This is a genomic window from Aquitalea sp. FG25 (assembly GCF_057809375.1).
Map to the genome: position 1 here is coordinate 115,705 of NZ_JBMDJV010000005.1, position 25,899 is coordinate 141,603.

Here is a 25,899-nt window from a genome sequence, read left to right on the forward strand (position 1 = left end):
ATTATTTTTTACCCATAAAAAAAAAGCCCCTGAGCAATCAGGAGCTTTTTTTCTGGAATAGCTGGGGTTCGGGAACGGTCAGTCCTTGCAGCAACGCTTTTGCGCCACCGTAAGCGGTGGTGGTGAGGCGAATGACAACAACTGCAAATGGTGACAAGACAGCTCCTCCGAACAAACCCCGAGATTCTAATCCCAAACCACCCGGCTTGATAAGAGCAGTGTCGCATTTTGCCAATTCCATGACCCCAATCATGCTGACCCAGCCGCCAAACAAAACGCCACCCCGCAGGGTGGCGTTGGGCTGTGTGCCTGTGGATGGCTACAGCTTGAAATTGCTGACCAGGCTTTCCAGATTGGCGGACAGCTCGCGCAATTGCGCCACCGAATCGGACACCTGCTGCACCACGTCGCTATTGCTTTGGGCCATGGCACTGATGCGTTCCACGTTCTGGGCGATTTCCTGGCTGGCCGATGATTGCTCGCGGGTAGAGGCGGCAATGTCCACGATGCTGGCCACCAAGCCCTGACTGCGGCCCAGTACCGTGCTCATCGCCTGATTGGCTTCGGCGGCAATCGCCACGCTCTGGCTGACCTGGTCACGGCTGTTTTTCACATCGTCCACGGCATCACGGGTTTCGCTGCCAATGGCATTGACGATGCGGGTAATCTGTACCGTGGCTTCTGCCGTGCGGCCAGCCAGATTACGCACTTCGTCGGCCACCACCGCAAAGCCGCGCCCCATTTCACCGGCACGCGCGGCCTCGATGGCGGCATTGAGCGCCAAGAGATTGGTCTGGTCGGCAATGTCCTTGATCACCCGCACAATGGTGCTGACTTCTTCCGAGCGCTCACCCAGTCCGTTCATACGCTCGGCCAGTGCCTGCATGCTGCTGGTCATGCGTTCGATTTCGCCGGTAATGCGCGTCACCGTGGCCACGCTTTGCGCGGTGAGTTCGCCGGTTTCGCGTGCGGTGTGTTCGGCTTCTTCTGCGGTATCGGCAATGTGGTGCACGCTTACCGTTACCTGCTCCACCCCGGCTGCGGTAGCACTGGCCGCATCCGACTGGCTGGACGATGCCTGTTGCACCTGAACGGCAGACTCAGCCAGGCTGGCCGCTGCCACGCTAACCTCGTGGCTCTGCTGGCGCACTTCGACAAACATGTCGCGCAGGCTGCCGATAAAGCGGTTGAAGGCTTCGGCGGTGCGGCCGATTTCGTCACGGTTGGCAATCTGCATGCGGATGGTCAGGTCGCCACGTCCCGATGCCAGTTGGTCCATGGTATCGGCCAGCTGGTTGAGCGGTCGCGTCAACGCCCGTACCACCGCGGTGAGTACCAGCAGAATCACCACCAGCGCCACGACGCCAATCAGGATGGCGGTCAGGCACTGTTTTTTTGCATCTGCCGTAATGGCAGCGGTAGGAATGGATACGCCCAGCGCCCAGAACTGGCCGGTATCAGCCACTTTCACCGGGCGGAAAAAGTGGGTGAAGCCACCGTCTTCATAGATAAAGGGCTCGCCCTTCTTGATTTGCTCCAGATGGGATGCCAGGGCATCGTCCTTGGGTACCGGCTTGCCCAATAGCTCGGCCTTGGCCGTTACCACATACAGCCCGCCTTCGGACACCATGCGGATATAGCCGGTGTCGTTCAGATGAATGGCCCCAAAGCGTTTTTGCAGCTGGTCCAGCGCAACATCGGTAGCAGATACGCCCAGCATTTTGCCGGCAGCATCTTTCATTACCACCGCCAGCGAGCTTTCCAGCACCATCTTGCCCTGCACCTCGTAGGGATAAGGTTCGGTAATGGTGTCGCGGCCACGCTGTTTGGGCACATAGTAAAAATCACCCCAGCCGGTTTTTTCGTAATCAGGCTGATAGGTTTCCGGGTGATCCTTGAACTTGGGGAATTCCTTCACCCGGTCGGCCGACATCATCACATCCATCTGGGCCTTGCCCTGGGCATTCTTGGTGACGTAAGGCTGGTAGCGGCCAGTAGGATCGTGGCGCGGCCAGTCCAGACGGAAGGCATTGTCGTTGCCGTCAAAGGCATTGGGCTCCCACAACATCCACAGTCCGACGGATTGCGGTGCGGCATCCAGCAATTGCTGGATCATATTGTCGGCATGCTTGCGATCCGGCGCAGCAGCCCGCTTGATACCGAGAATGGCATCTGCCAGGTGATGCGGCAGGGTGAAGCCCTTGTCAAAATCGTTTTGCGCATCCTTGGCATAGCTGCTGGCCTGTTCCGATGCCAGCCGGTAACCAACATCCACCGCCGCCGAATAGCTTTGCCAGGCAATCAAGCCAATCATCACGGCAAAACCCACCGCGATGGCTGCAGCTGCCACCACGATGATCCGCGTACTCAGATGACCCCATTTTTCCGTTGCCATACCCATTTCCCCGAGCGCTATTTCTACGCATGAGTCTGGCGCAAGCCAGCTCTGTCTTGACACAAACTCTTTAACATATTGGGGGATATCGTTAAGTGGTGGTCAGTTTGTGATCAAAAAGCATGCAGCGGCACAATCAGGGGAAACGCTAAATCCACAAACCACAAATACATTATTATTTTAATAACAATGCCTTACGGTGCCGTTCTGGCTTCCAGCTCGCTCAGCCAGTACATTGCCTGACTGTTGCTTTCACCGCACATTTCCATAGAAGGCTGCAAACCGGCACAGACTGCAGGCCGCTCGGGATGCCCAAACAACAGGCACAGATTATTGCTGTCCAGCTGGATGCAGCGCACCCCAGCGGGCTTGCCTTCTGGCATGCCCGGAATGGGAGAAGAAATGGAAGGAGCGATGCAGCAGGCTCCACAATGAAGGCGGCATTCCATGGTTTCAAGCCTGAAGGCAGCAGAAAAAGTGCGCCACCATACCACAAAGCCGACACTTGCCAGCGCAAGCTTGCCAGCCAAGCCAGCGAAGATAATTTACAATTAAGACATTGTGTCTTGCCTTCATTCTCATAACATCGTGCAGCACCGCCCCACTGCCAACCAGTCAGAGCCCAAGTAATGATCAAGTGCATCGACGTGTCCGACCTTCGGGTAGGCATGTACATCCACGACCTGAACTGCGACTGGATGTCACATCCATTCTTGCTGAAACGCTTCTTGGTTAAGGATGAAAGCGCCATTCACAAGATCGCCGATGCCGGTATTCACGAAGTCTACATCGATACCGAAAAAGGCATGGACTTAGCCCATGCCCCGACGGTTTCCGAAGTCAAACACAAGCTGGAACAGGAAATCATCAACCTGGCCAGCCGCGAAGCCCCGGCAGAGCGCCAGGTGGACGCAGCGGCAGAGTTTGGCCGCGCCCAGCTGATTCACAACGAAGCCAACCTGATCGTGCGCAGCATCCTGCAGGATGTCCGGCTGGGCAAACAGGTGCAGCTGGAGATGGTGGAGCCAGCAATCGAAAAGATGACCACCTCCATCCTGCGCAACGGCGGTGCCTTGCTGTCGCTGTGCCGCATCAAGGACAAGGACAATTACACCTTTCAGCATTCGGTTAGCGTGGGCGCGCTGATGGTGAGCTTTTGCCAGGCCATGAACATGAGCCGCGAGGTGATCCACCACGCCGGCATTGGCGGCATGCTGCACGATATCGGCAAGATGAAGGTGCCGGACAGCATCCTCAACAAGCCGGGCAAGCTCACCGAGCAGGAATTCGCGGTGATGAAATGCCATGTGGTGGAAAGCAAGCAGATTCTGCTGGCCACCCAGGGTATTTCCGACACGGCGGTGAAGGTGGCAGCCCAACATCACGAACGCCATGATGGCAGCGGCTACCCCGAAGGGCTCAAAGGCGAGGAAATCTCCCAATTGGGCCAGATGGCGGCAATTGTGGATGTGTACGATGCGCTGACTTCGGATCGCTGCTACCACAAGGGGATGCCGCCTACTGATGCCTTGCGCAAGATTTTCGAGTGGTCCAAGTTCCACTTCAACCCGGTGCTGGTGCAGGCCTTCATGCGTTGTATCGGCATTTATCCCATCGGCACGCTGGTACGCCTGGAAAGCGGCAAACTGGGGGTGGTGATCGAACAGAATGACAATAATCTGGTATCGCCCAAGGTGAAGGTATTTTTCAGCACCAAGAGCAATACCTATATCCCACCGGAAGTGGTGGACCTGTCACGCGGCCTGGGTGCCGGCGGCGGCGACAAGATTGTCAGCCATGAGTCACCCGGCAAGTGGCGCATCGACCCGCTGCGTTTTCTTTAGCCGTAAAAAAGCCCTGAATCATCAGGGCTGCAGGCTGCCAAGAAGCTTATTGGGTGCGATTGCACCGGATCTGGCAAAGCCGGGCCTTCCAGCTAAGTGATTGCTACCGTAGCCTTCCCGTCTATTTCCTGTCCTCCCGCCCTTAGCCTGCCAATTGAAGCAGCGAGCCTCGCTTTCTTTTCAGAAAGCAAGAAGGGTTTGTCGATAATCTGAAGCCCGGAATCATCTTCAGCCCTGGCGCACCACCATCGCATGCTCGGGGCTGGGGAAACCGGCCTCGGCCAGCGTTTCGCGAATCACCCGGTTGCTGTCGAAATACACCTGCCAGTAATCGGCTGGCTGGCAATACGGCCGCACCGCCAGCACCGGTCCCAGATTGCTGAATTCCAGCAGCGCAACGGTGGGGGCAGGCTCGGTTAGCACATTGGGAATGGCGGCAATCTTGTCGCGCAGCAGGCTGATGGCCTGGGCATGATCGGCACTGCCCGCCAGCTGGGCTTTCAAATCCACCCGCCGGTAGGCGTTGGCACTGAAGTTTTGGATGTTGTCGGAAAATATCTTGTTGTTACCGATCAGGGTCATCACATTATCCGAGGTGTCGATGATGGTGGAAAACAGCCCCACTTCACGCACCGTGCCGCTGATACCGGCCACACTCACTACATCACCCACCTTGAATGGCCGTAGCACCACCAGGAAGATGCCGGCAGCAAAATTGGCCAGCAGGCCACTCCATGCCAGACCGATAGCCACCCCGGCAGCGCCAATGATGGCGGCAAAGCTGGCCGTCTGTACGCCAAAGAAGCCCAGCATGGCAATCACCAGTATCACGGTCAGGCTGACAGACAGGAAAGAATGGGCGTAACGGCGCAGGGTGGGGTCCAGTTTGCGGGCAACCAGCTGTTCGTCCATCAGTCGGCCTGCCAGGCCGATTAACCAGCGCCCGACCACCCACAGCACAATGGCCGAAACAATATTGATGCCGGCTTGTACCGCCAGATCACCCCAGTGGGTCCAGTTGATGTCTGTCATGGCCATCCTATTTAAGCAATTGGTAGAAAACACTTAAAAATAGAATGGCTGCCGATAAATTGCCAGCCAGCGCGGTCTGGCACTGCGGCCTGTTCAGCCCAGCTGGCTGCGCAGTTGCTGGCAGGTATCGCCAATACCGGCCTGTATCGTCAGGTCGAACACCCGGTCCATGCGGGTGGGGGTGTAATTGATCAGTGCAGTCATCACCCCGGCGCGTGCTGCTTCCAGCGGAATCTGGTTGACCGGGGACACTTCCAGCGAAGAGCCCAGCACCAGCAGCAAATCTGCTGACACCGCCACCTGAAAGGCATGCTCAATCAGCGGTACCGGCTCGCCATACAGCACCACATCCGGTTTCAGCACATCCATGCAGTAGGTACACAGCGGCAGCACATGGTGGTTAATGTAGTCCAGCCCCTGCTTCCGCCCGCAGGACGGACAGCTGGCCGTGCGTAGCGTACCGTGCAGCTCGGATACTTGGCGGCTTCCGGCCACGCCGTGCAGGCCATCGATGTTCTGGGTCAGCACCGATACCTGCTTGCCCCCCTCTTCCAGCCAGGCCAGAAACTGATGCCCGGCATTGGGCTGGTAATTGCCCAGCAACTTGGTATGGAACAGCTGCTTGAAGCTGTGCCAGAACGCTTCGGGATCGGCACGGAAGTAGTCGATGGACACCAGTTCTTCCAGCCGCAGGCCTTGCTGCCACAAGCCTTTGGCAGAACGGAAATCGGGAATGCCTGACTCGGTACTCATGCCAGCACCGCTCAGTACCGCGATATGGCCGGCCTGCCTGATGGCAGCGGCCAACTGCGCCATTGCCTGTTGCATTGCTGTCTCCCCTTGAGGATTATTATTGCCGCCCAGCTTAGGCCAGGCGGTCACGGACAGCAAAAATCTGCCGCACGGGATTTGCCCAGCATCAAATACGCTGTGCTTGCGCACCGGGGGCTGGGTACTTGCGGGCGTTTTTGGCCAGCTTGTCGCGCACGGCTGCATTGATATCCAGTTTCATCACGCTGGCCAGCCGCACCAGATACAGCAGCACATCGGCCACTTCCTCCTGCAGATGGGTAAAGCGCGTCGGGTCATCGGCCAGGCGCGATACTTCCTCGTCGGTCAACCACTGGAAGATTTCTGCCAGTTCGCCAACTTCTCCGGTCAGCGCCAGCATCAGATTGCGCGGTGTGTGAAAGCGCTGCCAGTCGCGCGCATCAGCAAACTGCTGCAAGGCCGCTTCCAGCGCGGCGGTTTCAATCAAGGGCTGCTCTGTCATCCATTTGCTCCTGCAGCCCGTGTTTCACGTGAAACCGCGCTGCCCTATCAAAACAAAACGCCCGCAGGCAATGGCGGGCGCGGTTGATCATGCTGCAACGGATTCAGCGCAGCAAACCTTCATCCTTCAGCGCAGACTGAACTGCCGGCAGTGCATGGACGCGGTTCATGAACGCGCTGATGGCCGGGAATTCCGCCAGCGAGCGCTGCACCATTGCTGCCCAGTTAAGGCAGGTAAACAGATAGGCATCGGCTACCGAGAAATCATCGCCCAGCAGATAGGGTGTTTGGGCCAGTTGGGCCTCAATTACGCCAAAACGGTTACACAGCTTGTCCCAGGCGGCCTGCTTCACTTCATCACTGCCGGGGTAGAACAGCGGCGAAAAGCTCTTGTGGATTTCGGTGGCAATGTAGTTCAGCCATTCCTGCAGCCGGTAGCGCGCCAACGTGCCATTGGCCGGGGCCAGCTTGCGTTCCGGCACCAGATCAGCCAGGTATTGCACAATGGCCACGCCTTCACTCAGCACGGTGCCGTCTTCCAGCTGCAAGGCCGGGACATAGCCCTTGGCACTGATGCTGGCAAACTCCACGCCACTGGCAGTCAGATGCGGATTAACACGCAGATTCACCTTTTCCACGCTAAACGGCAGGCCGCTGGCATGCAACACGATATGCGGCGACAGGGAGCAGGCTCCCGGCGAGTAGTAGAGTTTCATTCCATCTCCTGGTCAACAGAACCTGCAGCAAGGTGCCTGCTATGTCTTTGGCACCACCATCTACTGCAATTGGGGCAGCATGCCACCATTTTCAAGCAGCCCGTTTTTGCTTACTTCTGCCGCGCAGAAAACAGCCTGGGCCGCATATCCGTACCACGCGCTGTTGGCGGACGGGTTTTCATTTCGACAAACAAGGCTTCCACTTGGCTGCGCGCCCAGGGTGTGCGGCGCAAAAAAACCAGGCTGGATTTGATGCTGGGCTCATGATTGAAACAGCGGATCTCAATGCGCCTGCCCAGTTCCGGCCAGCCAAAGTGCTCTACCAGCGCCTGCAGAATCTTTTCCAGCGTCATGCCGTGCATCGGGTCGCTGGCTTGTGTATCACTCATGCCTATCATCCTGTGATGGACAGCAGGCTTGCTGCTGCCGGGGAAACCGACGCAGTGTAGCCGCATGGCGGCTGATCGGCCAGCACCACCCAGGCAGCCGGGGCAGACTTGCATTCATCATTGCTAACAATTAGCCCGGCTGACGCAATATTTGGCTGACATCTGCCATCGATACTGCACTTATCCCCTTTTACCTGCACGAGGAAAAGCACCATGAAACTGATCAAATCGCTGTTGATTGTCGGCCTCCTGGGCGGCGCAGCCGCTACCACTGTCCATGCCATGGGCAAGAGTGATGATTGTGCCATGGGCGGCAAGGGCATGGCTGCCCACATGTGGCAGATGGACCCGGCCAAGCGCGAAGCCATGATGGAAAAACACCTGCAGATGCTGCATGACAAGCTGAAGATTCAGCCAGCGCAGGAGGCCGCATGGAAAACCTATATTGCCGCCATCAAGCCGCTGCCAACCCAAACCCAGACACCGCTCAAACCGGATGCCAAGCTGCCAGAACAACTGGATGGTCATCTGAAAATGATGCAACAGCATCTGGACATGATGCAGAAGCACGTGGCAGCCACCAAGGCGCTGTACCAGCAACTGACACCTGAGCAGCAAAAGCAGTTTGACCAGGAAGGCCAGCGCATGCACACCGGCATGCAACACCGCATGCCGCACCCGCGCCCGGCTTCGGCACCCTAAGTCAGCAATGAATCCTTCACCGCTGTTACCGCTTCTGCTGTCACTGCCTACTCTGGCAGTGGCAGCAGAAGTAAGGAAACTGCCATGCATACTCTGACACGCCTTGCCGGCCTGGCCGTCTTATCCGGCATGATGCTGGCGGCGGCGCCGGCCGCCCAGGCACACCGTGGTGTTTACTACGATGGACCACCGCATTTTGCACACTGGCACGATGGTTACTGGAACCACGGTTACTACCGTGGCCGCTTAGGCTGGTGGTGGATCAGCGGAGGGACCTGGTACTGGTATAGCGCACCGGTCTATCCCTATCCCGACCCCTATGTACCGCCCGTGGTAGTCACCACGCCGGCCATCCCGGAGGTTCCGGCAACACCGCCACCCCCAGCCGAAGTAGCCAGCCCGCCTCCGGCCCAGGTCTGGTACTACTGCAAGGCGGTCAAGCAGTACTACCCCTACGTCAGTGAATGTCCCGGCGGCTGGAAAACCGTGCCGGCACAACCACCCCGATAAGCAGGACTTACCATCATGAACAAACTGTTGTGGTTGCCACTGGTAGCCATCGGCCTGAGTGCATGCAGCACAGTGCCACTCGGCCCCACGGTTGCAGTCATGCCAGCGGCGGGCAAACCATTCGAGGTATTTGCCCAGGAAGAACAGCAATGCCGCCAGTATGCTGAAGCCAGCAGCGGTGGCAGCAGTGCCGACGCATCTACAAATGCCATGGCGGGCAATATGGCGCTGGGTACTGCGGTGGGTGCGGCAGCAGGTGCCTTGATGGGTGGCCATCACGGGGCCGGTGTCGGTGCCGGGGTGGGCCTGATTGCCGGTACTGCCGCCGGTAGCGGTGAAGCAGGCTACAGCGGGCGCGATGCCCAGTACCGCTACAACCTGGCCTACAGCCAGTGCATGTATGCCAAGGGTAATCAGCTTCCCGGCCAGCAGCGCTACAGTTCGCCTTACTATCCGCCGCCGCGTATGCCCTGATCAGGCAGTACACAGACAAAGGGGCTGGTCTGAAAGACCAGCCCCTTTCGCATGCTGTGCTTGGCTTAGCGCATCAACGGCCAAACCACTTGTCGCCAAAATTCACCAGCAGCACCCCCGCCACCACCAGCGCCGCCCCTGCCAGCCGTGGCAGGTTGATGTCGCGCAGCGGCATGGACAGCCAGCCGAAACGGTCGAACAGCAAGGACGCACACACCTGTCCGGCAATGATCAGCGACAGCATGGTGGCCACGCCCAGCCGGGGGGCCAGCAAGGTGGTACCAAATACGAAGAAGGCACCCAGCAGGCCGCCGACAAACATCCACCATTCGCCACGTGCCAGCTGGGTCAGCCCGCTGAATTTCTGGCCGCTGAATACGGCCAGCAAGGCCAGACTGATGGTTCCGACAGCAAAGGAAATCATGGCGGCCAGCACGGTGCTGCCAGCCAGCAAGAGCTTGAGCTGGTTGTTGATCGCCGCTTGCAGGGGTACCACCACACCAATGGCAAAGGCCATCAGGGCAAAAACGGAATTCATGCTTGTCCTTTGCTTGGAAATAAGCGTGGTTTCACGTGAAACCGCCGCCACATCAACCAGATAGCTTCACCGGCTGCACCGGGCGCGCAGCCTTGGGGTTACGGGTATAGGCACAAAAACCCGGCTTGGGGCCAATCTTGGGATGATTGCGACAGGTATTGGGCCGCTGCGCGTAAATGGTACACAGCCGGGTTTGCTGATCCAGATAGTGGCAGTCACCATTGGCGCGCCGCATCAGGGTGAAGATGCCATGCTTGAAATTGAAATGCTGGATCACCCGCTGCTTTTCCAGCCGCTTGGCAATGTTCTTGATTGGCTCTTCCAGCTCAAACTCGTCCACTACGCCCATACGCACCAAATCCGGCAGGCGCACTTCCACCGGCATCGAGCAGCAACTGCCCATACAGTCGCTGCACAGGCCGTTCTTGTACTTGACCCAGGTTTCCAGTCTTTCGATATCCGCCATCTTGCCTGCCTTATTGCGGACGTTGCTTGAAGAAGGTCAGCGGCGCGGTATAGGGAATCTCGCTGGGCGCCGGCGCTTTCAGGATGTGCTTTTTCATCTTGCCCATCACATGCATTTCACAGGGGCGGCACTCGAATTTCAGCGTGTAGGTTTCATTGCCGGATTTCAGCGTCATCGGCTCGGCACGCACCTGGCCCATCACGCCCTTCACGCCCTTGGCCTGCTTGGGACACAGGTTGTAGGAGAAGCGCAGGCAGTGCTTGGTAATCATCAGGCTGACTTCGCCCTCTTCCTGATGCGCTTCGTAAGCCGCATCAATCACTTCTACACCGTGCTTGCGGTAAAACTGCCAGGCCAGCTGATTGTAAACATTGGCCAGATAGCTGAGCGTCTTTTCCGGATACTCCACCGGCGGCTCCACCGCCAGCTTGCGCGGCGGGCGCACCCAGGCCGTCAGCCGGGCTTGTTCCAGCTGCTCGATGGCCTCGCGCCGCAAGGCATTAATGGCGGAGGCCGGTACAAACCAGGGCTGGCTTAGGTTCAGTGCCACATCATTGGCCACGAACATGGTGTTGCCCAGCTTGGCCAAGTTGTCACGCAGGCCGCTTTCCGCCTTGGCGGCATCCTTGGCTGGCTCCAGCGCCAGCACGGCGCTGGCGGTGGCGCTACAGCCATCCTCGTCGGTCACGGTCAGGCGCAGGCCATCGGCCTGTTCGTCCAGCGTCAGCCATACGCCCACCTTGCGCTCGGCCGACTTCTTCAGCAGCGCCAGCTCCCAGGCGTGGTCGCGGTTGCGGCACAAATCGGTACCCGGCTTCAGGCCCTGCAACAAGGCCGGATCATTCGGCTGGCAGCGCCACAGCAAGTCGCCGCCCGGCACATGGCCGATCTGCTTCACGGTATTGAGCTGCATGCCCACCACTTCACGCTTTTTCATGAAGTTGATGCCGTCGCCATTGCTCATGGTTTCCGGAGTGGCAATTTCCAGCCAGTCCGGCCCCACCTTGTGCACCACGCCCAGCGCTACGCCAACGAATTTGGGCGAATCAAAGGCGCCGATGTCGATTTTGCGGCCAGTGGCAAAGTAGTCGGTGCTGCCACGGTGGAAGGTTTTGTCCGGATCGGGCGCAAAGAAGATTTCGCTGCTGCCGCTGGAGGCGCGCGCCAGTTCCGGACGGCGTTCGATGATTTCATCCAGCAGCAGGCGGTAGTGCGCGGTGATGTTCTTCACATAACTCACGTCCTTGTAGCGGCCTTCAATCTTGAGCGAACGTACCCCGGCATCCAGCAAGGCTTCCAGGTTCTGGCTCTGGTTATTGTCCTTCATCGACAGCAAATGCTTGTCGAAGGCCACCACGCCGCCGTCCTTGTCAGTCAGGGTGTAAGGCAGGCGACAGGCTTGCGAGCAATCGCCACGGTTGGCGCTGCGGCCGGTATCGGCATGGCTGATGAAGCACTGGCCGGAGAAGGCCACGCACAGCGCGCCATGAATGAAATATTCGATGGTGGCGGCATCACCAACGCGGGCGGCAATACGCTTGATGTCGGGAATGCTCAGCTCGCGCGCCAGCACCAGCTGCGACAGGCCAGCATCAGCCAGAAAGCGCGCCTTGTCGGCATCGCGGATATCGCACTGGGTGGAAGCATGCAGCTGGATGGGCGGCAAATCCATCTGCAGGATGCCCATGTCCTGGATGATCAGCGCATCCACCCCGGCGTCGTACAGCTGCCAGATCAGCTTGCGCGCCGCTTCCAGCTCGGCGTCATGCAAGATGGTGTTAAGCGTGGCAAAAATGCGCGCGTGGTAGCGGTGGGCAAATTGCGTCAGGCTGGCAATGTCTTCCAGGCTGTTACTGGCATTGTGCCGGGCACCAAAACCGGGACCGCCGATATACACCGCATCCGCACCATGCAAAATGGCTTCACGGCCGATTTCAGCCGTTTTGGCGGGAGACAGCAGTTCGATCTGGTGCGACAACAGACTCATGACAATTCCTGACGTGTAAATAGGGCTTTCCTGCCACAAGAACCTGTGGCAGGAAGGGGCGGAATTATAACGTAATCAGTGGCTTATAGATAGCCACAAGCAAAGATCGCACCGTATTTTCCAGGCTTGGCATCCACAGATTTCCCCGTCCCAGGCAGAACGGCCCATGCGGCAGCAGCGGCCATGCAAAAAGCGCGAACAGTGCCAATGGCAACTGCCCGCGCTTGCATCAACCCCACCACTGCTATTTCTGGCTCAGCAATACCGCCAGCTCATCGGCAGCCTCCGCCCATTCGGCATCGCTGGCCAGGGCCTGACGCAGGAAATCTGCTTGCGCCGGCGCCCAGAAAGCGGCATCCGGCAAGGCCTGGCCCGGCTCCAGCCAGTGACGGGCCAGAAATACCTTGATGGCGGTCACGTCGTTATCCAGCCCAAGTTGGGCAAATAGTTGTTCCAGCTGATGTTTGCCGGTATCCATAATGTTATTTTCCTCTTGCTCCTGATGCAGATGAGCAGCATGGCCCTATTACCTGCTGCTATGCAATCCACAAATGCAGAGTGTGCTCCGTCAATGGCACGGGTGTTGCCTGACACCGACAGATCCAGCACGGCCAACTACACTACCGTCCCGGCCAGGCAGCCGCCTTGTTATAGTCTGGCCATCTGTCCTTACCGCCGTCCACCATGACCTTGCATCTCTCGCTCCCCCAGGCCCGACTACTGCACCTGGCCGCTCAGGGCCTGCAGACCCCTCCGCGACGCAAGGCGGTGCCCGCCGATGTGCTGGCCGCCATCCGCCGCATGGCCTTGCTGCAAATCGACACCATCAGCGTGGTGGCACGCAGCCCTTATCTGGTGCTGTTCAGCCGGCTTGGGTCTTACGACCCCAGTTGGCTGGATAACTGCCTGTCTGAGGGCAAGCTGTTCGAATACTGGGCGCATGAAGCCTGCTTTGTGCCACGCGAGGATTACCGCCTGCTGCGCCACCGCATGCTGGACCCGGCCCACATGGGCTGGAAATACCCGCAACGCTGGCTGGAACAACACCAGCCCGCCGTACACGCAATACTGGAGCATGTCAGACAAAACGGCCCGGTGCGCTCGGCCGACTTCAACCGCAGCGAAGGCAAAGGTAATGGCTGGTGGGACTGGAAGCCGGAAAAACGCCATCTGGAAGTGCTGTTTACCCTGGGCCAGCTGATGGTGAAAGAGCGACGCAGTTTTCAGCGCGTGTACGATGTGGCAGAACGGGTGATGCCGGATTGGGACGATGCGCGCGATCTGCCCAGCCAGGAAACAGCGCAGCGCGACATGGTGCGCAATAGCTGCCGTGCGCTGGGGGTGGTCAAGGCGGGCTGGGTGGCCGATTACTACCGGCTGCGTCGGGGCAAGTACGATGCCCTGCTACACCAGCTGGCAGATGAGGGCGAGCTGATTCCCGCCCGCATCGAAGGTTGGCAGCATGATGTTTTCGTCCATCACAGTCTGCAGGCCGAACTGCAACAGGCTGCAGAAGGGAAGCTTAAGTCCACCCATACCGCCACGCTGTCACCGTTTGACCCGGTGGTGTGGGACCGCAAGCGCGCCAGCGAATTGTTCGGCTTTGATTACCGCATCGAATGCTATACCCCGGCCGCCAAGCGCCGCTTTGGCTATTTCGTGCTGCCGCTGCTCAACCGTGGGCGGCTGGTGGGACGCATGGATGCCAAGGCTCACCGTCAGCAAAGTGTGTTTGAAATCAAGAACCTGTATCTGGAACCGGGCATCAAGCCCACCGGGCAGCTATGCCGTGACCTGGCTGCCATGCTGCACAAACTGGCTGCCTGGCACGGCACGCCACAGCTGGTGTTGCAGCAGGGGCCGGGCGAACTGACCGCCGCCCTGCATGCGGCTTAGCACGCATGCACAAGCCAGCTGCAGGCAATGTGAGTGGTGCTTAACCCAGCAACACTTCGCTGTACTGGATTTGCGGCGTGATATCGGTGTAATTGGCAATATCGCCCTGCAATTGCGCTGCAATCGGCATGAAAGCGGCCAAAAATGATTCAACCGATTCAAACTGCAGCTGGCACAGCGCCGTGAAGCTGGGCGTGCTGCCCGGCTCGCTGCCGCTGATGCCCTTCTCCACCCGCATGTCCAGCAAGGCCGGGGCCAGCAGCTTGCTGGCCAGCGGCATGTGCTGCTTCAGGTAGTAGTCGAAGTCGAAACGGGCAGTAGCGCTATACGGATAGAGGATGCTGACGTTGATCATGACCATGTCCTTGGTGGTGAGGCCATCAGCATAATCGCATCCCGGCGCGCACTCCAGCCTCAGCCCATTTGCTTGCGGTACTGGATAAAACCCAGATTGTCTGCCAGCCGGTCATACAGCTGGCGCGCCGTGGTATTGCTCTCATGGGTGAGCCAGTACACCCGACTGCAGCCAATATCTGCCGCATAGGCATATACCTGCTCAATCAGCGCCCGCCCGGCCCCTGTGCCGCGCACCTCCAGCTGCACAAACAAATCCTGCAGATAGCAGTAATTGCCTGGCGTCCAGCTACTGCGATGCAATACCGTATGTACCAGCCCCACCGCCCGCTCGCCCTGCCAGGCCAGCCAGGCCTGCATCGGCTCGGCGGGGTCGAGAAAACGCTGCCAGGTAATGGCCGTGTCGGCCTCATTCTGGCTGCTGTGATAAAAATCCAGATAGCCCTGCCACAAGGGCAGCCAGGCGGAATAATCAGTGGCACTCAGCGGACGGATGGATACGGCTTCGGTCATGGCACTCTCCTGTGGATAAGCCTCCATACTGCACGGCTTATGGCTCCTTGAGCAGTGCCAGTGAATACTAAAAGCATGGAACCAATTTATGGAGTGGCAGGCTGCTTATCCACAGTAACTTGCTGATCTGATATTTATCCACAGTTAGCATGACTTCATCAAATCATTGAAATTAAATGGATTTTAATCTGTCAGCCCATAATTCAATCAATACCGCCTCTCCGTGCAACAAAGATTGAACACCACTTGCAGGCTGGGCGCATCGCCGATGGCTGTGGATAAAACCCGGACACAAAAAACGGCAGCCGCAGCTGCCGTTTTGCCCATGCTTGTGGATAACAGATCTGTGGATAAAATCAGATCTTGTCGTACAGCTTGGCCCCACCCTTCACAAACTCCACCGACTTCACTTCCATGCCCTTCTGCAGCGCGGCTTCATCGCTGATGCCCTGCTGGGCGGCGAATTCACGCACGTCCTGGGTAATTTTCATGCTGCAGAAATGCGGGCCGCACATGGAACAGAAGTGCGCCACCTTGGCACTGTCCTTGGGCAGGGTTTCGTCGTGGAAGCTGCGCGCCTTGTCCGGGTCCAGGCCCAGATTGAACTGGTCTTCCCAGCGGAATTCGAAACGTGCCTTGGACAGGGCGTTGTCGCGAATCTGCGCGCCGGGGTGGCCCTTGGCCAGGTCGGCGGCATGGGCGGCCAGCTTGTAGGTGATGATGCCTTCCTTAACGTCATCCTTGTTGGGCAGGCCCAGGTGTTCCTTCTGGGTGACGTAACACAGCATGGCGGTGCCGTACCAGCCGATTTGTGCTGCGCCAATGGCCGAGGTGATGTGGTCGTAGCCCGGTGCAATGTCGGTAGTCAGCGGGCCCAGGGTGTAGAACGGCGCTTCGTGGCACCACTCCAGTTCCTTGTCCATGTTTTCCTTGATCAGCTGCATCGGTACATGGCCGGGGCCTTCAATCATCACCTGCACATCGTGCTTCCAGGCAATCTGCGTCAGCTCGCCCAGGGTTTTCAGTTCGCCCAGCTGCGCAGCGTCGTTGGCGTCCCACACGCTGCCCGGACGCAGGCCATCGCCCAGGCTGAAGGCCACGTCGTAGGCTTTCATGATTTCGCAGATTTCTTCGAAATGCGTGTACAGGAAGTTTTCCTGATGATGCGCCAGACACCACTTGGCCATGATGGAACCACCACGCGACACGATGCCGGTCATGCGGTTGGCGGTCAGCGGCACATAGCGCAGCAGCACACCAGCGTGGATGGTGAAGTAGTCCACACCCTGCTCGGCCTGCTCAATCAGCGTGTCCTTGAAGATTTCCCAAGTCAGGTCTTCCGCCTTGCCATTCACCTTTTCCAGTGCCTGGTAAATAGGCACGGTGCCGATGGGTACCGGCGAATTGCGCAGAATCCACTCGCGGGTTTCGTGGATGTTCTTGCCGGTGGACAAATCCATGATGGTGTCGGCACCCCAGCGGATGCCCCAGGTCATCTTGTCCACTTCTTCAGAAATCGACGACGTTACCGCACTATTGCCGATATTGCCGTTGATCTTCACCAGGAAGTTGCGACCGATAATCATCGGCTCGGATTCCGGGTGGTTGATGTTATTGGGGATGATGGCGCGGCCGGAAGCCACTTCCTGACGCACAAATTCCGGAGTGATTTCCTCCGGCAGTGCAGCGCCATAGTTGTGCCCGGCGTGCTGGCGGGTCATCAGCTCCAGCAGCTTGGCGTTCTTGCCACCGGCTGCTTGCAGGCTCTCGATATAGGCCTTGCGGTTCAGGCTTTCGCGGATGGCAACGTATTCCATCTCCGGGGTGATGATGCCCTGGCGCGCATAGTGCATCTGGCTGACATTCTTGCCCGGCAAGGCACGCAAGGGCTTGCGCGTCAGGTTGAAGCGCAGCGCGTCCAGCTTGCTGTCGGCCTCGCGGGCACGGCCATATTCACTGGACAAGCCGGCCAGCTGCTCGGTATCGCCGCGCTCGGCAATCCAGGCCGCGCGCAGTGCGGGCAGGCCGTTTTGAATGTCGATATTGGCCGTCGGGTCGGAATAAATGCCGCTGGTGTCATACACATAGATGGGCGGGTTTTGCTCGCCGCCAAACTGGGTGGGCGTGTCACTCTGGCTGATTTCGCGCATCGGCACGCGGATGTCGGCACGGCTGCCTTCAACATAAATCTTGCGGGAATTGGGCAAAGGCTGGATGGCGGCACTGTCTACCGTCATCGCTTCGTTGAGTTTGGTGGGCGCGTTCATCGGGTTTCCTCCATGCGATGAAACGGCGCAAGGAGCGAAATCCGGCAAGCCGGCTGCAGGGAAAGGGTGGGAACCATGCAGATGACGCTTCCCTACGCCGGGATTAACCGGGTCAGGTTCCAAGGGTATTTCTCACCCGTGCAACATGAAGCGGCAACATTCCACAATCAGACTGGATATGGACACCACAACACAGCGCACAGGACCCCTAGCGATGCTGTGAAGGTAAGGTAAATGTGGGATAATCGCAAGTTATCGTCATGACACGCTGTCCGGGCGGCCGGTTTTTCGGGATACCGATTGACTGCTGCTGGCAGCCAGCCCTTCGGAGTAAGCTGATGGATTTTGAAAATGCCCGTTTCAACATGGTCGAGCAGCAGATTCGTCCGTGGGACGTACTTGACCCCAAGATTCTGGACCTGCTGTTTCACGTGAAACGCGAAGATTTCGTCGCTGCCGACAAGCGCCAGCTGGCCTTTGTCGACACCGAACTGCCGCTGCCCCATGGCGGCAAGATGTTGCAACCGAAGCTGGAAGCCCGTCTGGCACAGGACGTTGCCGTTCAGCCGCAAGACAAGGTACTGGAAATCGGCACTGGCGCTGGTTACCTTACCGCCCTCTTGTCCAAACTGGGCCGCCACGTATATAGCGTTGAGATTAATGCCGCCACCCGTGACGCTGCTGCCGCCAGCCTGAAAAACGCCGGTATCGGCAATGTCACCCTGGTGGAAGGCAATGGCCTGGATGGCCTGAAAGAACAAGCCCCGTTCGACGTGATCGTGGTAGGTGGTTCGCTGCCGGTGGTGCCGGAAACCCTGAAAGCCCAGCTGGCCGTCGGTGGCCGCATGATTGTGGTGGTGGGTGACCTGCCGGCCATGAGCTGCAAGCTGATCAAGCGTGTCAGCGAGTCCGCCTTCAGCGAAACCAATCTGTTCGAAACCTGTATTTCCCGTCTGGCCAAGGCTGAAGCCATCGAGCCGGAACGTTTCGTATTCTGATGATTCGCGAAATTTCCGCCCGCGATCTGGCCGCCTGGCGCGCCGACAGCACAGCAGCACAGCCGCTGTTGCTGGACGTGCGCGAGGACTGGGAAGTACAGCTGGCCAGCATTGCCGGTTCGCTGCACATTCCGATGAACCTGATTCCGCTGCGCATGAGTGAACTGCCGGATGACCAGCCGATTGTCACCGTCTGCCATCATGGCGTGCGCAGTTATCAGGTGGGCCTGTATCTGGCCAATGCCGGTTTCGAACAGGTGCTGAGCCTGCAAGGTGGTGTAGAAGCCTGGGCCAGCGAAATCGACCCGGACATGGCCCATTATTGAGACCAGCAGACCCTTCCTGCCGGTAAGCCGTACCCTGACAAGGCCATTCCCTCGTGGAATGGCTTTTGTTTTGCAACTTGTAAGCGCTGTGTTCGTCCAAAAATGCAGCAAAACCAACCTGATACGGTATCTGTCTTGAGCCTTAGCCAACTCCAATACCTTGCTCCAGCCCTGGCCCCGGTGCATCCGGCCTGGGAAGCCGTCCTGAACACCCCGGTAGTCTTCTCCCGCCTGCGCCAGATCGACCAGCAACTGCAGCAGCAAGTCAGCCAGGGTAAAACCCTGTTTCCGCCACAGCCGCTTATTTTCAACAGCCTGCGTACCATGGCTCCGGCCGACATCAAGGTGGTGATCCTGGGTCAGGACCCTTACCACGGTCAGGGCGAGGCCATGGGCCTGTCGTTTTCCGTGCCACCCGGCGTGCGTATTCCGCCCAGTCTGCGCAATATTTACAAGGAACTGGTGGCAGACCTGGGCGGCGGCATGCCCGCCAGCGGCGATCTGAGCCATTGGGCCGAACAGGGCGTGCTGCTGCTTAACAGTGTGCTGACGGTGGAAATGGACAAGGCAGGCAGCCATGGCAAGCTGGGCTGGCAAGCGGTGACCGACGCGCTGATTGATGCAGTTAACCAGCAAAACCCCGGCTGTGTATTCTTGCTATGGGGTAATTGGGCGCAAACCAAGGCCGAGCGCATTGATGGCAGCCGTCATCTGGTGCTGACCGCAGCCCATCCCTCGCCGCTGTCCGCCAGCCGGGGGTTTCACGGCTGCCGCCATTTCTCGCAGGTGAATGCCTGGCTGGCCGCACATGGCCGCTCCACGATTCGCTGGATGCCAGAAACCATTCAGAACAGCCTGTTCTGATCGGCTGCATTGCGGGGCTGCGGTAGATAGCCCCGCAATGCAAAACCCGGCTTTTCAGCCCGCCCGCATTGCCCTAAGCTAGCAGGGGTTATCTTCCCGCCTCTCCCGCATCGTGGATATTTTCTTTCTGCTGATTCTGATTATTCTGAATGGCGCGTTTGCCATGTCGGAAATCGCCATCGTTTCTTCACGCAAGATACGCCTGCAACAATGGGCCGAAGAAGGCCGGCGTGGAGCCCGCTCGGCACTGCGCCTGGCTGAAGAACCCACCCGCTTTCTGTCCACCGTGCAAATTGGCATCACCAGCATCAGCATTTTTTCCGGCGTGTATGGTGAAGCGGCCTTGTCTGAACATTTGCAGTACTGGCTGGAGCTAAACCTGCCGCAGCTGCATGCCTATAACAAGCCGCTGTCGGTAGCGTTGATGGTGGCCGCCATCACCGCCTTGTCGCTGGTGTTTGGCGAGCTGGTACCCAAACGGCTGGCCATGCTCAACCCCGAGGGCATCGCCAGCACCCTGGCCCCGCCGATGTTGCTGCTATCCCGCCTGGCCGCCCCGCTGGTGCGTCTGCTGTCACGGCTGACCGACACCCTGCTGCGGCTGATCGGCGCGCGCAAAAGCAATGAACCGTCGATTACCGAAGAAGAAATCCGCGTGCTGATGGAACAGGGCGCGGACGAAGGCATTTTTGACCGCGCCGAACAGGAGCTGGTGGAAAACATCTTCCGGCTGGATGACCGCAAGGTGGCGGCGGTGATGACGCCGCGCAAGGACATTGTCTCCATCGATATCGAAGACCAGCAGCACGACAACCGTCAGTTGCTGATTTCGCATGGCTACAGCCACTTTCCGGTGTGCAAGGGCGGTATGGAACATGTGCTGGGCATTCTGGATACCAAACGCATGCTGGATCGGGTGCTGGCTGGTCAGAGCGTAGATTTCATTGCCGACCTGCAAATACCGCTCTATGTCCCGGCGACGGTATCGCTGATGCAACTGATGGAACAGTTCAAACAGGCACGCACCCACCTGGCATTGGTGGTGGACGAATACGGCGAGCTGGAGGGGCTGGTTACCATGAACGACGTGCTGGAAACCGTGGTGGGAGACCTGCCCTCCATCCACGCCGATGGCGAAGACGACGACATCGTGCAGCGTGAGGACGGCAGTTATCTGATTGATGGCATGGTGACACCGGACAGCTTCCGCCAGTATTTTGATGTCGAACTGCCCCTGCCGGGCGAAGACACCGGCAACATCCACACCCTGGGCGGCGTAATGATGTTCCAGCTGGGGCGGGTGCCAGCAGTAACCGACCATTTCGACTGGCAGGGCTTCAGCTTTGAAGTGGTCGACATGGACCGGACACGGGTGGACAAAATCCTGATCAGCCGCCTGCCATCCAGCTTGCTGGAGCAAAATGATAGTTGAGTGTTACACCAGCTGCAGGCATGAAAAAGCCGCCTTCGGGCGGCTTTTCAATTACTGGCCAGTGCTGGCTGCTGCTTGCGATAGCGTTCGGTCCACAAGAATAACAGCGGGTTGAGCAGAATGGACAAAATGGCACCGGCCAGAATCAGAGAATGGCTGTGCTCGCCCATCAGCCCCAGCGTAATGCCCAGCCCGGCCAGAATGAAGGAAAACTCGCCAATCTGCGCCAGGCTGGCGGCAATGGTCAGCGCGGTAGCCGGGCTGCGGCCAAACAGCCGCACGATGCCGTAAGCACCCAGCGACTTACCCACCACGATGATCAGCAGCGTGCCCAGCACTTCCCAAAAGTTATGCAGCAAGACCGACGGGTTGAGCAACATGCCCACCGAGACAAAAAACAGCACGGAAAAGGCATCGCGTAGGGGGAGTGATTCTTCGGCGGCGCGATGACTCAATGGCGATTCGGCCAGTACCATGCCAGCAAAGAAGGCACCCAGCGCAAACGACACATCAAACAGCAAGGATGCGCCGTAAGCCACGCCCAGCGCGGTAGACAACACCGCCAGGCGGAACAGCTCGCGGCTGCCGGTGTACACAATGCGTTCGAGCATCCAGGGCAAAAAACGTCGGCCAAACACCAGCATCAGCGCCACAAAAGCCGCCACCTTGCCCAGCGTCAGCACAATGGTCCACAACACGGCACTGCCGCTGATCACCGTATCCGCTCCCTTGCCGCCCAGCACCCCAGCAAAGATGGGCAGCAACACCAGCGTCAACACCATCACCAGGTCTTCCACCACCAGCCAGCCGATGGCGATCTTGCCGTCATCAGTCTGTTCCAGATTTTTCTCCTGCAAGGCCTTGAGCAACACCACCGTACTGGCGGTGGACAAAGCCAGGCCAAATACAACTCCCTCTCCCAGCGGCCAACCCAGTAGCTGTGACATACCCAGCCCCAGCACCGTGGCCAGCAGAATCTGCCCAATGGCACCAGGCAGGGCAATGGCTTTCACCGCCAGCAGGTCACGCACGGAAAAGTGCAGGCCAACACCAAACATCAGCAAAATAACGCCCATCTCCGCCAATTGCGGTGCGATCTGGCTGTCTGCCGTAAAGCCTGGTGTAAAAGGCCCGGCAACAATGCCGGCACACAAATAGCCGATCAACGGTGGCAGACGCAAACGAAAAGCCAATGTACCCAGCATGAAGGCAAACACCAGGCTGCCAACAATGGTGGCAATCAGCGGGGAATGATGAAGCATGGCGCAGCCCTCCGAAACAGTTTCAATGTATGAAAGATTGCAGAAAAGTGAATGTAGTTCCGTTTAATATCAAAAATTATTTGAAATAAAACAATTAATCTAAATGGCATATTAATTCATGCCACAAGCAAGACAGTGATTTACCATTTAACATCATGGATTCATCCACTTGCTGCCTGCTTCATCACCACATCACCACAACATTGCGCTGAAATATTTTTTTCACAAAAAAATATCCCCGCCAGAAGTAGCTGTCGCAGAACCGGCCAGTTCACCCCTTATCCCGGCCCACGGCGGCAATCGCGGTTTTCAGCTGGCAGGCGGCGGCGTATGCTCTGCCAGCACCAAGGCAGCCAGCTGCCATTTTTTCCCGCTACCGGAGCCGCCATGCGCTGCCTTGCCACCCTTCCGCTACTGACTGTCCTGCTAAGCAGCCTGCCCCTGCATGCTGAAGAACCGGTGCATAGCCTGACGCTTAGCCTGGCTGGCAACCTATACCAGACTGCAGCTGGCAGCGGTAGCAAACTGCAACCCAACATGGATCTGCGGCATGACACCGCCTTTGGCAGCCTGTTTGTACAACAGGGTGAAGCCGGTATCGGGCTGCCTGCCCCAGGCGGCTGGGTGACGCTGGCAGCGGCCAATGAAAGCCAGTGGGAGCTGGGTGCCAATTCCAGCCACTGGATGGGGGTGCTGCGTTATGGCGTGGATCTGCCGCAGGACGGCTCGCTATCCATCGGCTATGCAGACCGGCTGGGAAACAGCACGCCGGGCAGCCTGCTGGTGATGAATCTGGATCTCACCCTGGGCCACTGGCGCAATCAACGTGTCAGTCTGCTGGGCTGGGCCAGCCTGGCCGATTCACAACGCGCTACCAGCCTGGGACATCAGGCTGACGGCAGCGGTCGGCATCTGGAACAAAGCAATTTGCTGCTGATGCTGAATCACCCATTCAATCCACGCTGGTCGATGGATATCGGTGCGGGTTCGCGCTGGATGGCCGATTCAGCCAGGCAGCACAGCGCGGGTTGGCAAACGGTGTTCAGCCTCAACTGCAAGCTGTACTGACACCGCCTGCCCCATTAAAGCCGTCTGCCACAGACGGTGGTTTGGCGCGATCCGCTCCAGCGGTGAGCCGGATCATCATAACTGCCCAGCTCGGCAAAGCCCGCCTTGCGCATCATTCCGGCTGAACCGGCATTTTGTTGATGCCTGTCCGCACAGATCCAGCGACAGCCCTGCGCCTGCAGGGCATCACACACCGCCAGCAACAGGCGGCTGCCCAAACCCTTGCCGGCGCAATCCCGGCTGATTACCGCCTCGATCAGAAATCCTGCCTGATCTGCGGCAATTTCAGCCGGGCGGTATTCCGGATAGCGATCGCTGACAGCAAACAACATGATGCCCAGCAAGCGACCTTCCTGCTCCGCCAGCAGGCCTTGCACAGTGCCGGCGGCCAGTTGCTGCAGCGTCTCGGCCACACCATCCGCTGGCAAGTAATTCCAGTCGTTCGGGCCATCGGTCAGAATCAGCTGTTGTAATGCCGCGCAGTCTGCGGCACGGGCAAAACGCATCGTGATGGCTGTCATTCCCGCTGTTTCTTTCTCTCGTGGCCTTGCATGGCAGAGTCAACCTGCCTTGCAAGGCTGCGTAAAGGCCCATCAGGCCCATTTGTCTGCTTTACCCACCTAGGTGGGTGCCAAGGCATCCACAATGCTGTCAGCAGCCTGTTAGCCGCCCTTAAACGGCATTCAGCACTGGTGATATCCCCGGTACCAGTCAACAAACGCCTGCATGCCGCTTGCCAGTGGCGTATCCGGTGAAAAACCCACGGCAGCGCGCAGCCGGCTGGTATCGGCATAGGTGATGGGCACATCGCCATCCTGCATCGGGTAGTACTCCTTCACGGCCTCACGCCCACAAGCGCTTTCGATGCTGTGGATAAAATCCAGCAAACTCACCGGATTGTGATTGCCGATATTGAACAGCGCATAAGGCGGCTCACCGTTGCGGCTTTCCGGTACATGCCGCATCACCCGCAGCACGCCTTCCACGATATCGTCGATGAAGGTGAAATCGCGCTGCATCTGACCGTGGTTGAATACCTTGATTGGCCTGCCCTGCAATATCGCCTCGGTAAACAGCCAGGGGGCCATGTCTGGCCTTCCCCATGGCCCGTACACGGTGAAAAAGCGCAGCCCGGTGCATGGCAGGGCATACAGGTGGGCATAGCTGTGGGCCATGACTTCATTGGCCTTCTTGGTGGCGGCATAGAAGCTGACCGGTGCATCCACCCTGTCGTCTTCTGCAAATGGCACTTTGGCATTCTGGCCGTACACGCTGCTGGAACTGGCGTACACCAAGTGTTTTACCTGATGCCGTCGGCAGGCTTCCAGCACATTGGTCATGCCCAGCAGATTGCTTTGGGCATACACATGCGGGTTGTCGATGGAATAGCGCACACCGGCCTGTGCGGCCAGATGAATCACGTAATCGAAGCTTTCCGCCCCACACAGCGCGTTCAGTGCGGTCCAGTCTGCCAGGTCCAGTTGGACGAAGCGGAAGCCGTCATGGCCCTCCAGCGTGGCAAGGCGGGCCTGTTTCAGGCTCACCGGGTAATAGCTGTTGAGATTATCCACACCAACCACCGTGCAATCACCAGCCTGCAGCAAGCGTTCGCATACTGCCCGGCCAATGAAACCGGCAGCACCCGTTACCAGGATTTTCATGATTTGTTTTCCAGTCGGTGCAGCTCGTTAAGCTTGGCGTATTTGATATAGCTGTTGAAGCAACCAATGCTGATGTGGACAAGTCCGGGCAAACCATCCAGAAAACCACGGCGCAACAGGTAAAACTTGGTAAAGCGCAGCAATGGGCTGAACACCAGTTTGCCCCATCCCGCTTTTTTCCCGCGCTTATACAGTAATTCTGCCTGCAAACTGGTGTAGCGGTTCTGCTTGTTCAGGTACAGCGCAATGTCTTCGCCTGATTCGTGCATCAGATCGCCAGCCAGCTTTTCCACAGGGCTTTCGGTTTTCACATACTCGTGAACCAGATCATCCGACCAGCATGCATGGCGTCGGTCAAACAGCCGCAGGCTCCAGTCCGGGTAGCCTTCGCCATGCTTCAGAAAACGACCCATAAAACGATTGCTGCGGGCAAACCGGTAAGCACGGGCTTGTGGATTGTTCAGTATCTTCTTGATTTGCAATACCAATTCTTCTGATGGCCATTCGTCTGCATCCAGACAAAGTACCCAGTCATGGCTGGCTGCCTGAACGGCAAATTGCTTTTGCGGACCGAATCCCAGCCAGTCCTGGTGGATAACTTTGGCCTTATAGGCAGAAGCTATGGCGACTGTATTGTCTGTACTGCCCGAATCCACCACCACGATTTCTTCTGCCCACTGAATGCTTGCCAGGGTTTTTTCCAGCTGTGAGGCCGCATTTTTGGTGATGAGCACAACGCTGAGTGGTTCTCGCATCTTTTCTTGTTATTCCTATATGTATATAGAAGAAACTAGTAGAAGGCAGTCCAAATCTGTGGATAAGTGTCTTTTTACTTGTTTGTTCAATGATTTAAGAGAGATAAAACCATGTTGAGCAGTTTGCTGTCTGCATGCTGAGCATTTGTGGATAACTTTAGCCGTTCTGACCGGCACT

29 protein-coding genes and 1 riboswitch are annotated in these 25,899 nt (G+C 58.1%); of the genes, 10 read left to right on the forward strand and 19 right to left on the reverse strand.

The genetic code is table 11. From position 1 onward, the window contains the following. Window positions 1–37: 37 nt before the first annotated feature. The 3 genes from ACODR9_RS06575 to ACODR9_RS06585 all read right to left on the reverse strand — a co-directional run bounded on the left by ACODR9_RS06575 (window position 38) and on the right by ACODR9_RS06585 (window position 2,844). The gene (locus ACODR9_RS06575; RefSeq protein WP_488808314.1) at window positions 38–241 is read right to left on the reverse strand and encodes a hypothetical protein; all 204 of its coding nucleotides are present in this window, start codon (window positions 239–241) and stop codon (window positions 38–40) included. A 78-nt stretch (window positions 242–319) separates the two neighbouring features. Further along, entirely contained in the window at window positions 320–2,395 is a 2,076-nt protein-coding gene (locus tag ACODR9_RS06580) for a methyl-accepting chemotaxis protein (RefSeq protein WP_488808315.1), read from the reverse strand. Between the two features lie 194 nt (window positions 2,396–2,589). Continuing rightward, window positions 2,590–2,844 carry a YkgJ family cysteine cluster protein gene (locus tag ACODR9_RS06585; RefSeq protein ID WP_488808317.1) on the reverse strand — a complete coding sequence of 85 codons (255 nt, stop codon included), beginning with the start codon at window positions 2,842–2,844 and terminating at the stop codon, window positions 2,590–2,592. A gap of 180 nt (window positions 2,845–3,024) precedes the next feature. On the opposite strand from ACODR9_RS06585, the gene ACODR9_RS06590 reads away from it, so the two are divergent. Then, the gene (locus ACODR9_RS06590) at window positions 3,025–4,239 is read left to right on the forward strand and encodes a cyclic di-GMP phosphodiesterase (RefSeq protein WP_488808319.1); all 1,215 of its coding nucleotides are present in this window, start codon (window positions 3,025–3,027) and stop codon (window positions 4,237–4,239) included. Window positions 4,240–4,467: 228 nt separating this feature from the next. Here ACODR9_RS06590 and ACODR9_RS06595 read toward each other — a convergent pair whose 3' ends face one another. From ACODR9_RS06595 to ACODR9_RS06615, 5 genes are all read right to left on the reverse strand, one after another. After that, the gene (locus tag ACODR9_RS06595; protein ID WP_488808320.1) at window positions 4,468–5,271 is read right to left on the reverse strand and encodes a mechanosensitive ion channel family protein; all 804 of its coding nucleotides are present in this window, start codon (window positions 5,269–5,271) and stop codon (window positions 4,468–4,470) included. A 93-nt stretch (window positions 5,272–5,364) separates the two neighbouring features. Then, a complete protein-coding gene (locus ACODR9_RS06600) occupies window positions 5,365–6,099 on the reverse strand; it encodes an NAD-dependent protein deacylase (protein WP_488808321.1) in 735 nt (244 codons plus the stop codon). Between the two features lie 91 nt (window positions 6,100–6,190). Continuing rightward, a complete protein-coding gene (locus tag ACODR9_RS06605; RefSeq protein ID WP_488808322.1) occupies window positions 6,191–6,544 on the reverse strand; it encodes a nucleotide pyrophosphohydrolase in 354 nt (117 codons plus the stop codon). Between the two features lie 103 nt (window positions 6,545–6,647). Then, complete coding sequence (gene gstA, locus ACODR9_RS06610) at window positions 6,648–7,259, reverse strand: glutathione transferase GstA (RefSeq protein WP_488808324.1); 612 nt, start codon at window positions 7,257–7,259, stop codon at window positions 6,648–6,650. Window positions 7,260–7,369: 110 nt separating this feature from the next. Further along, on the reverse strand, window positions 7,370–7,648 hold the full coding sequence (locus tag ACODR9_RS06615; RefSeq protein ID WP_488808325.1) for a VF530 family protein: 279 nt from the start codon (window positions 7,646–7,648) through the stop codon (window positions 7,370–7,372). A 213-nt stretch (window positions 7,649–7,861) separates the two neighbouring features. On the opposite strand from ACODR9_RS06615, the gene ACODR9_RS06620 reads away from it, so the two are divergent. From ACODR9_RS06620 to ACODR9_RS06630, 3 genes are all read left to right on the forward strand, one after another. Further along, entirely contained in the window at window positions 7,862–8,350 is a 489-nt protein-coding gene (locus tag ACODR9_RS06620; protein ID WP_488808326.1) for a Spy/CpxP family protein refolding chaperone, read from the forward strand. 84 nt (window positions 8,351–8,434) lie between these two features. Continuing rightward, window positions 8,435–8,860: a hypothetical protein gene (locus tag ACODR9_RS06625; protein ID WP_488808327.1), complete on the forward strand. Its 426-nt coding sequence runs from the start codon at window positions 8,435–8,437 to the stop codon at window positions 8,858–8,860. A gap of 15 nt (window positions 8,861–8,875) precedes the next feature. After that, window positions 8,876–9,334, forward strand: a complete 459-nt coding sequence (locus ACODR9_RS06630; protein WP_488808328.1) for a glycine zipper family protein — start codon at window positions 8,876–8,878, stop codon at window positions 9,332–9,334. A 73-nt stretch (window positions 9,335–9,407) separates the two neighbouring features. Here ACODR9_RS06630 and ACODR9_RS06635 read toward each other — a convergent pair whose 3' ends face one another. The 4 genes from ACODR9_RS06635 to ACODR9_RS06650 all read right to left on the reverse strand — a co-directional run bounded on the left by ACODR9_RS06635 (window position 9,408) and on the right by ACODR9_RS06650 (window position 12,803). Continuing rightward, window positions 9,408–9,872: a DMT family transporter gene (locus ACODR9_RS06635; RefSeq protein ID WP_488808329.1), complete on the reverse strand. Its 465-nt coding sequence runs from the start codon at window positions 9,870–9,872 to the stop codon at window positions 9,408–9,410. 52 nt (window positions 9,873–9,924) lie between these two features. After that, on the reverse strand, window positions 9,925–10,338 hold the full coding sequence (locus ACODR9_RS06640) for a YkgJ family cysteine cluster protein (protein WP_488808330.1): 414 nt from the start codon (window positions 10,336–10,338) through the stop codon (window positions 9,925–9,927). Between the two features lie 10 nt (window positions 10,339–10,348). Next, entirely contained in the window at window positions 10,349–12,325 is a 1,977-nt protein-coding gene (locus ACODR9_RS06645; RefSeq protein WP_488808331.1) for a peptidase U32 family protein, read from the reverse strand. A gap of 244 nt (window positions 12,326–12,569) precedes the next feature. Then, window positions 12,570–12,803, reverse strand: a complete 234-nt coding sequence (locus ACODR9_RS06650) for a DUF2789 family protein (protein ID WP_488808333.1) — start codon at window positions 12,801–12,803, stop codon at window positions 12,570–12,572. A 206-nt stretch (window positions 12,804–13,009) separates the two neighbouring features. Between ACODR9_RS06650 and ACODR9_RS06655 the strand changes: the two genes are divergently transcribed. Beyond that, a complete protein-coding gene (locus tag ACODR9_RS06655) occupies window positions 13,010–14,221 on the forward strand; it encodes a winged helix-turn-helix domain-containing protein (protein ID WP_488808335.1) in 1,212 nt (403 codons plus the stop codon). A 40-nt stretch (window positions 14,222–14,261) separates the two neighbouring features. Here ACODR9_RS06655 and ACODR9_RS06660 read toward each other — a convergent pair whose 3' ends face one another. The 3 genes from ACODR9_RS06660 to thiC all read right to left on the reverse strand — a co-directional run bounded on the left by ACODR9_RS06660 (window position 14,262) and on the right by thiC (window position 17,355). Next, window positions 14,262–14,576 carry an EthD family reductase gene (locus ACODR9_RS06660; RefSeq protein WP_488808336.1) on the reverse strand — a complete coding sequence of 105 codons (315 nt, stop codon included), beginning with the start codon at window positions 14,574–14,576 and terminating at the stop codon, window positions 14,262–14,264. A 59-nt stretch (window positions 14,577–14,635) separates the two neighbouring features. Beyond that, window positions 14,636–15,088: a GNAT family N-acetyltransferase gene (locus tag ACODR9_RS06665; RefSeq protein WP_488808337.1), complete on the reverse strand. Its 453-nt coding sequence runs from the start codon at window positions 15,086–15,088 to the stop codon at window positions 14,636–14,638. 356 nt (window positions 15,089–15,444) lie between these two features. Continuing rightward, window positions 15,445–17,355 carry a phosphomethylpyrimidine synthase ThiC gene (gene thiC, locus ACODR9_RS06670; protein WP_488808339.1) on the reverse strand — a complete coding sequence of 637 codons (1,911 nt, stop codon included), beginning with the start codon at window positions 17,353–17,355 and terminating at the stop codon, window positions 15,445–15,447. Between the two features lie 72 nt (window positions 17,356–17,427). Beyond that, window positions 17,428–17,575, reverse strand: a riboswitch (TPP riboswitch). A 118-nt stretch (window positions 17,576–17,693) separates the two neighbouring features. Between thiC and ACODR9_RS06675 the strand changes: the two genes are divergently transcribed. The 4 genes from ACODR9_RS06675 to ACODR9_RS06690 all read left to right on the forward strand — a co-directional run bounded on the left by ACODR9_RS06675 (window position 17,694) and on the right by ACODR9_RS06690 (window position 20,975). After that, on the forward strand, window positions 17,694–18,353 hold the full coding sequence (locus ACODR9_RS06675) for a protein-L-isoaspartate O-methyltransferase family protein (protein ID WP_488808340.1): 660 nt from the start codon (window positions 17,694–17,696) through the stop codon (window positions 18,351–18,353). Beyond that, window positions 18,350–18,679, forward strand: coding sequence for a rhodanese-like domain-containing protein (locus ACODR9_RS06680; protein ID WP_488808431.1), 330 nt, complete (start codon window positions 18,350–18,352; stop codon window positions 18,677–18,679). Before ACODR9_RS06675 ends, ACODR9_RS06680 begins: the two co-directional genes overlap by 4 nt. Before the next feature lie 135 nt (window positions 18,680–18,814). Further along, window positions 18,815–19,543: a uracil-DNA glycosylase gene (gene ung / locus ACODR9_RS06685; RefSeq protein ID WP_488808342.1), complete on the forward strand. Its 729-nt coding sequence runs from the start codon at window positions 18,815–18,817 to the stop codon at window positions 19,541–19,543. Window positions 19,544–19,655: 112 nt separating this feature from the next. Beyond that, a complete protein-coding gene (locus ACODR9_RS06690) occupies window positions 19,656–20,975 on the forward strand; it encodes a hemolysin family protein (RefSeq protein ID WP_488808343.1) in 1,320 nt (439 codons plus the stop codon). A 47-nt stretch (window positions 20,976–21,022) separates the two neighbouring features. On the opposite strand, the gene ACODR9_RS06695 is transcribed toward ACODR9_RS06690, so the two are convergent. After that, window positions 21,023–22,237, reverse strand: coding sequence for a cation:proton antiporter domain-containing protein (locus ACODR9_RS06695; RefSeq protein WP_488808344.1), 1,215 nt, complete (start codon window positions 22,235–22,237; stop codon window positions 21,023–21,025). A 330-nt stretch (window positions 22,238–22,567) separates the two neighbouring features. On the opposite strand from ACODR9_RS06695, the gene ACODR9_RS06700 reads away from it, so the two are divergent. Further along, the gene (locus tag ACODR9_RS06700) at window positions 22,568–23,305 is read left to right on the forward strand and encodes a hypothetical protein (RefSeq protein ID WP_488808345.1); all 738 of its coding nucleotides are present in this window, start codon (window positions 22,568–22,570) and stop codon (window positions 23,303–23,305) included. Between the two features lie 14 nt (window positions 23,306–23,319). On the opposite strand, the gene ACODR9_RS06705 is transcribed toward ACODR9_RS06700, so the two are convergent. The 3 genes from ACODR9_RS06705 to ACODR9_RS06715 form a co-directional block, all read right to left on the reverse strand. After that, window positions 23,320–23,826: a GNAT family N-acetyltransferase gene (locus ACODR9_RS06705; protein WP_488808346.1), complete on the reverse strand. Its 507-nt coding sequence runs from the start codon at window positions 23,824–23,826 to the stop codon at window positions 23,320–23,322. Window positions 23,827–23,988: 162 nt separating this feature from the next. After that, window positions 23,989–24,966, reverse strand: coding sequence for an NAD-dependent epimerase (locus tag ACODR9_RS06710; RefSeq protein WP_488808347.1), 978 nt, complete (start codon window positions 24,964–24,966; stop codon window positions 23,989–23,991). Further along, a complete protein-coding gene (locus tag ACODR9_RS06715) occupies window positions 24,963–25,721 on the reverse strand; it encodes a glycosyltransferase family 2 protein (RefSeq protein WP_488808348.1) in 759 nt (252 codons plus the stop codon). The genes ACODR9_RS06710 and ACODR9_RS06715 overlap by 4 nt, the downstream gene beginning before the upstream one ends. Window positions 25,722–25,899 lie beyond the last annotated feature (178 nt).

Excerpts from the sequence above, each read along its gene's own strand:
- ACODR9_RS06575 (WP_488808314.1), bottom strand. The coding sequence starts at position 241 with ATGGAATTGGCAAAATGCGACACTGCTCTTATCAAGCCGGGTGGTTTG.
- ACODR9_RS06580 (WP_488808315.1), bottom strand. The coding sequence starts at position 2,395 with ATGGCAACGGAAAAATGGGGTCATCTGAGTACGCGGATCATCGTGGTG.
- ACODR9_RS06585 (WP_488808317.1), bottom strand. The coding sequence starts at position 2,844 with ATGGAATGCCGCCTTCATTGTGGAGCCTGCTGCATCGCTCCTTCCATT.
- ACODR9_RS06590 (WP_488808319.1), top strand. The coding sequence starts at position 3,025 with ATGATCAAGTGCATCGACGTGTCCGACCTTCGGGTAGGCATGTACATC.
- ACODR9_RS06595 (WP_488808320.1), bottom strand. The coding sequence starts at position 5,271 with ATGACAGACATCAACTGGACCCACTGGGGTGATCTGGCGGTACAAGCC.
- ACODR9_RS06600 (WP_488808321.1), bottom strand. The coding sequence starts at position 6,099 with ATGCAACAGGCAATGGCGCAGTTGGCCGCTGCCATCAGGCAGGCCGGC.
- ACODR9_RS06605 (WP_488808322.1), bottom strand. The coding sequence starts at position 6,544 with ATGACAGAGCAGCCCTTGATTGAAACCGCCGCGCTGGAAGCGGCCTTG.
- gstA (WP_488808324.1), bottom strand. The coding sequence starts at position 7,259 with ATGAAACTCTACTACTCGCCGGGAGCCTGCTCCCTGTCGCCGCATATC.
- ACODR9_RS06615 (WP_488808325.1), bottom strand. The coding sequence starts at position 7,648 with ATGAGTGATACACAAGCCAGCGACCCGATGCACGGCATGACGCTGGAA.
- ACODR9_RS06620 (WP_488808326.1), top strand. The coding sequence starts at position 7,862 with ATGAAACTGATCAAATCGCTGTTGATTGTCGGCCTCCTGGGCGGCGCA.
- ACODR9_RS06625 (WP_488808327.1), top strand. The coding sequence starts at position 8,435 with ATGCATACTCTGACACGCCTTGCCGGCCTGGCCGTCTTATCCGGCATG.
- ACODR9_RS06630 (WP_488808328.1), top strand. The coding sequence starts at position 8,876 with ATGAACAAACTGTTGTGGTTGCCACTGGTAGCCATCGGCCTGAGTGCA.
- ACODR9_RS06635 (WP_488808329.1), bottom strand. The coding sequence starts at position 9,872 with ATGAATTCCGTTTTTGCCCTGATGGCCTTTGCCATTGGTGTGGTGGTA.
- ACODR9_RS06640 (WP_488808330.1), bottom strand. The coding sequence starts at position 10,338 with ATGGCGGATATCGAAAGACTGGAAACCTGGGTCAAGTACAAGAACGGC.
- ACODR9_RS06645 (WP_488808331.1), bottom strand. The coding sequence starts at position 12,325 with ATGAGTCTGTTGTCGCACCAGATCGAACTGCTGTCTCCCGCCAAAACG.
- ACODR9_RS06650 (WP_488808333.1), bottom strand. The coding sequence starts at position 12,803 with ATGGATACCGGCAAACATCAGCTGGAACAACTATTTGCCCAACTTGGG.
- ACODR9_RS06655 (WP_488808335.1), top strand. The coding sequence starts at position 13,010 with ATGACCTTGCATCTCTCGCTCCCCCAGGCCCGACTACTGCACCTGGCC.
- ACODR9_RS06660 (WP_488808336.1), bottom strand. The coding sequence starts at position 14,576 with ATGATCAACGTCAGCATCCTCTATCCGTATAGCGCTACTGCCCGTTTC.
- ACODR9_RS06665 (WP_488808337.1), bottom strand. The coding sequence starts at position 15,088 with ATGACCGAAGCCGTATCCATCCGTCCGCTGAGTGCCACTGATTATTCC.
- thiC (WP_488808339.1), bottom strand. The coding sequence starts at position 17,355 with ATGAACGCGCCCACCAAACTCAACGAAGCGATGACGGTAGACAGTGCC.
- ACODR9_RS06675 (WP_488808340.1), top strand. The coding sequence starts at position 17,694 with ATGGATTTTGAAAATGCCCGTTTCAACATGGTCGAGCAGCAGATTCGT.
- ACODR9_RS06695 (WP_488808344.1), bottom strand. The coding sequence starts at position 22,237 with ATGCTTCATCATTCCCCGCTGATTGCCACCATTGTTGGCAGCCTGGTG.
- ACODR9_RS06700 (WP_488808345.1), top strand. The coding sequence starts at position 22,568 with ATGCTCTGCCAGCACCAAGGCAGCCAGCTGCCATTTTTTCCCGCTACC.
- ACODR9_RS06705 (WP_488808346.1), bottom strand. The coding sequence starts at position 23,826 with ATGACAGCCATCACGATGCGTTTTGCCCGTGCCGCAGACTGCGCGGCA.
- ACODR9_RS06710 (WP_488808347.1), bottom strand. The coding sequence starts at position 24,966 with ATGAAAATCCTGGTAACGGGTGCTGCCGGTTTCATTGGCCGGGCAGTA.
- ACODR9_RS06715 (WP_488808348.1), bottom strand. The coding sequence starts at position 25,721 with ATGCGAGAACCACTCAGCGTTGTGCTCATCACCAAAAATGCGGCCTCA.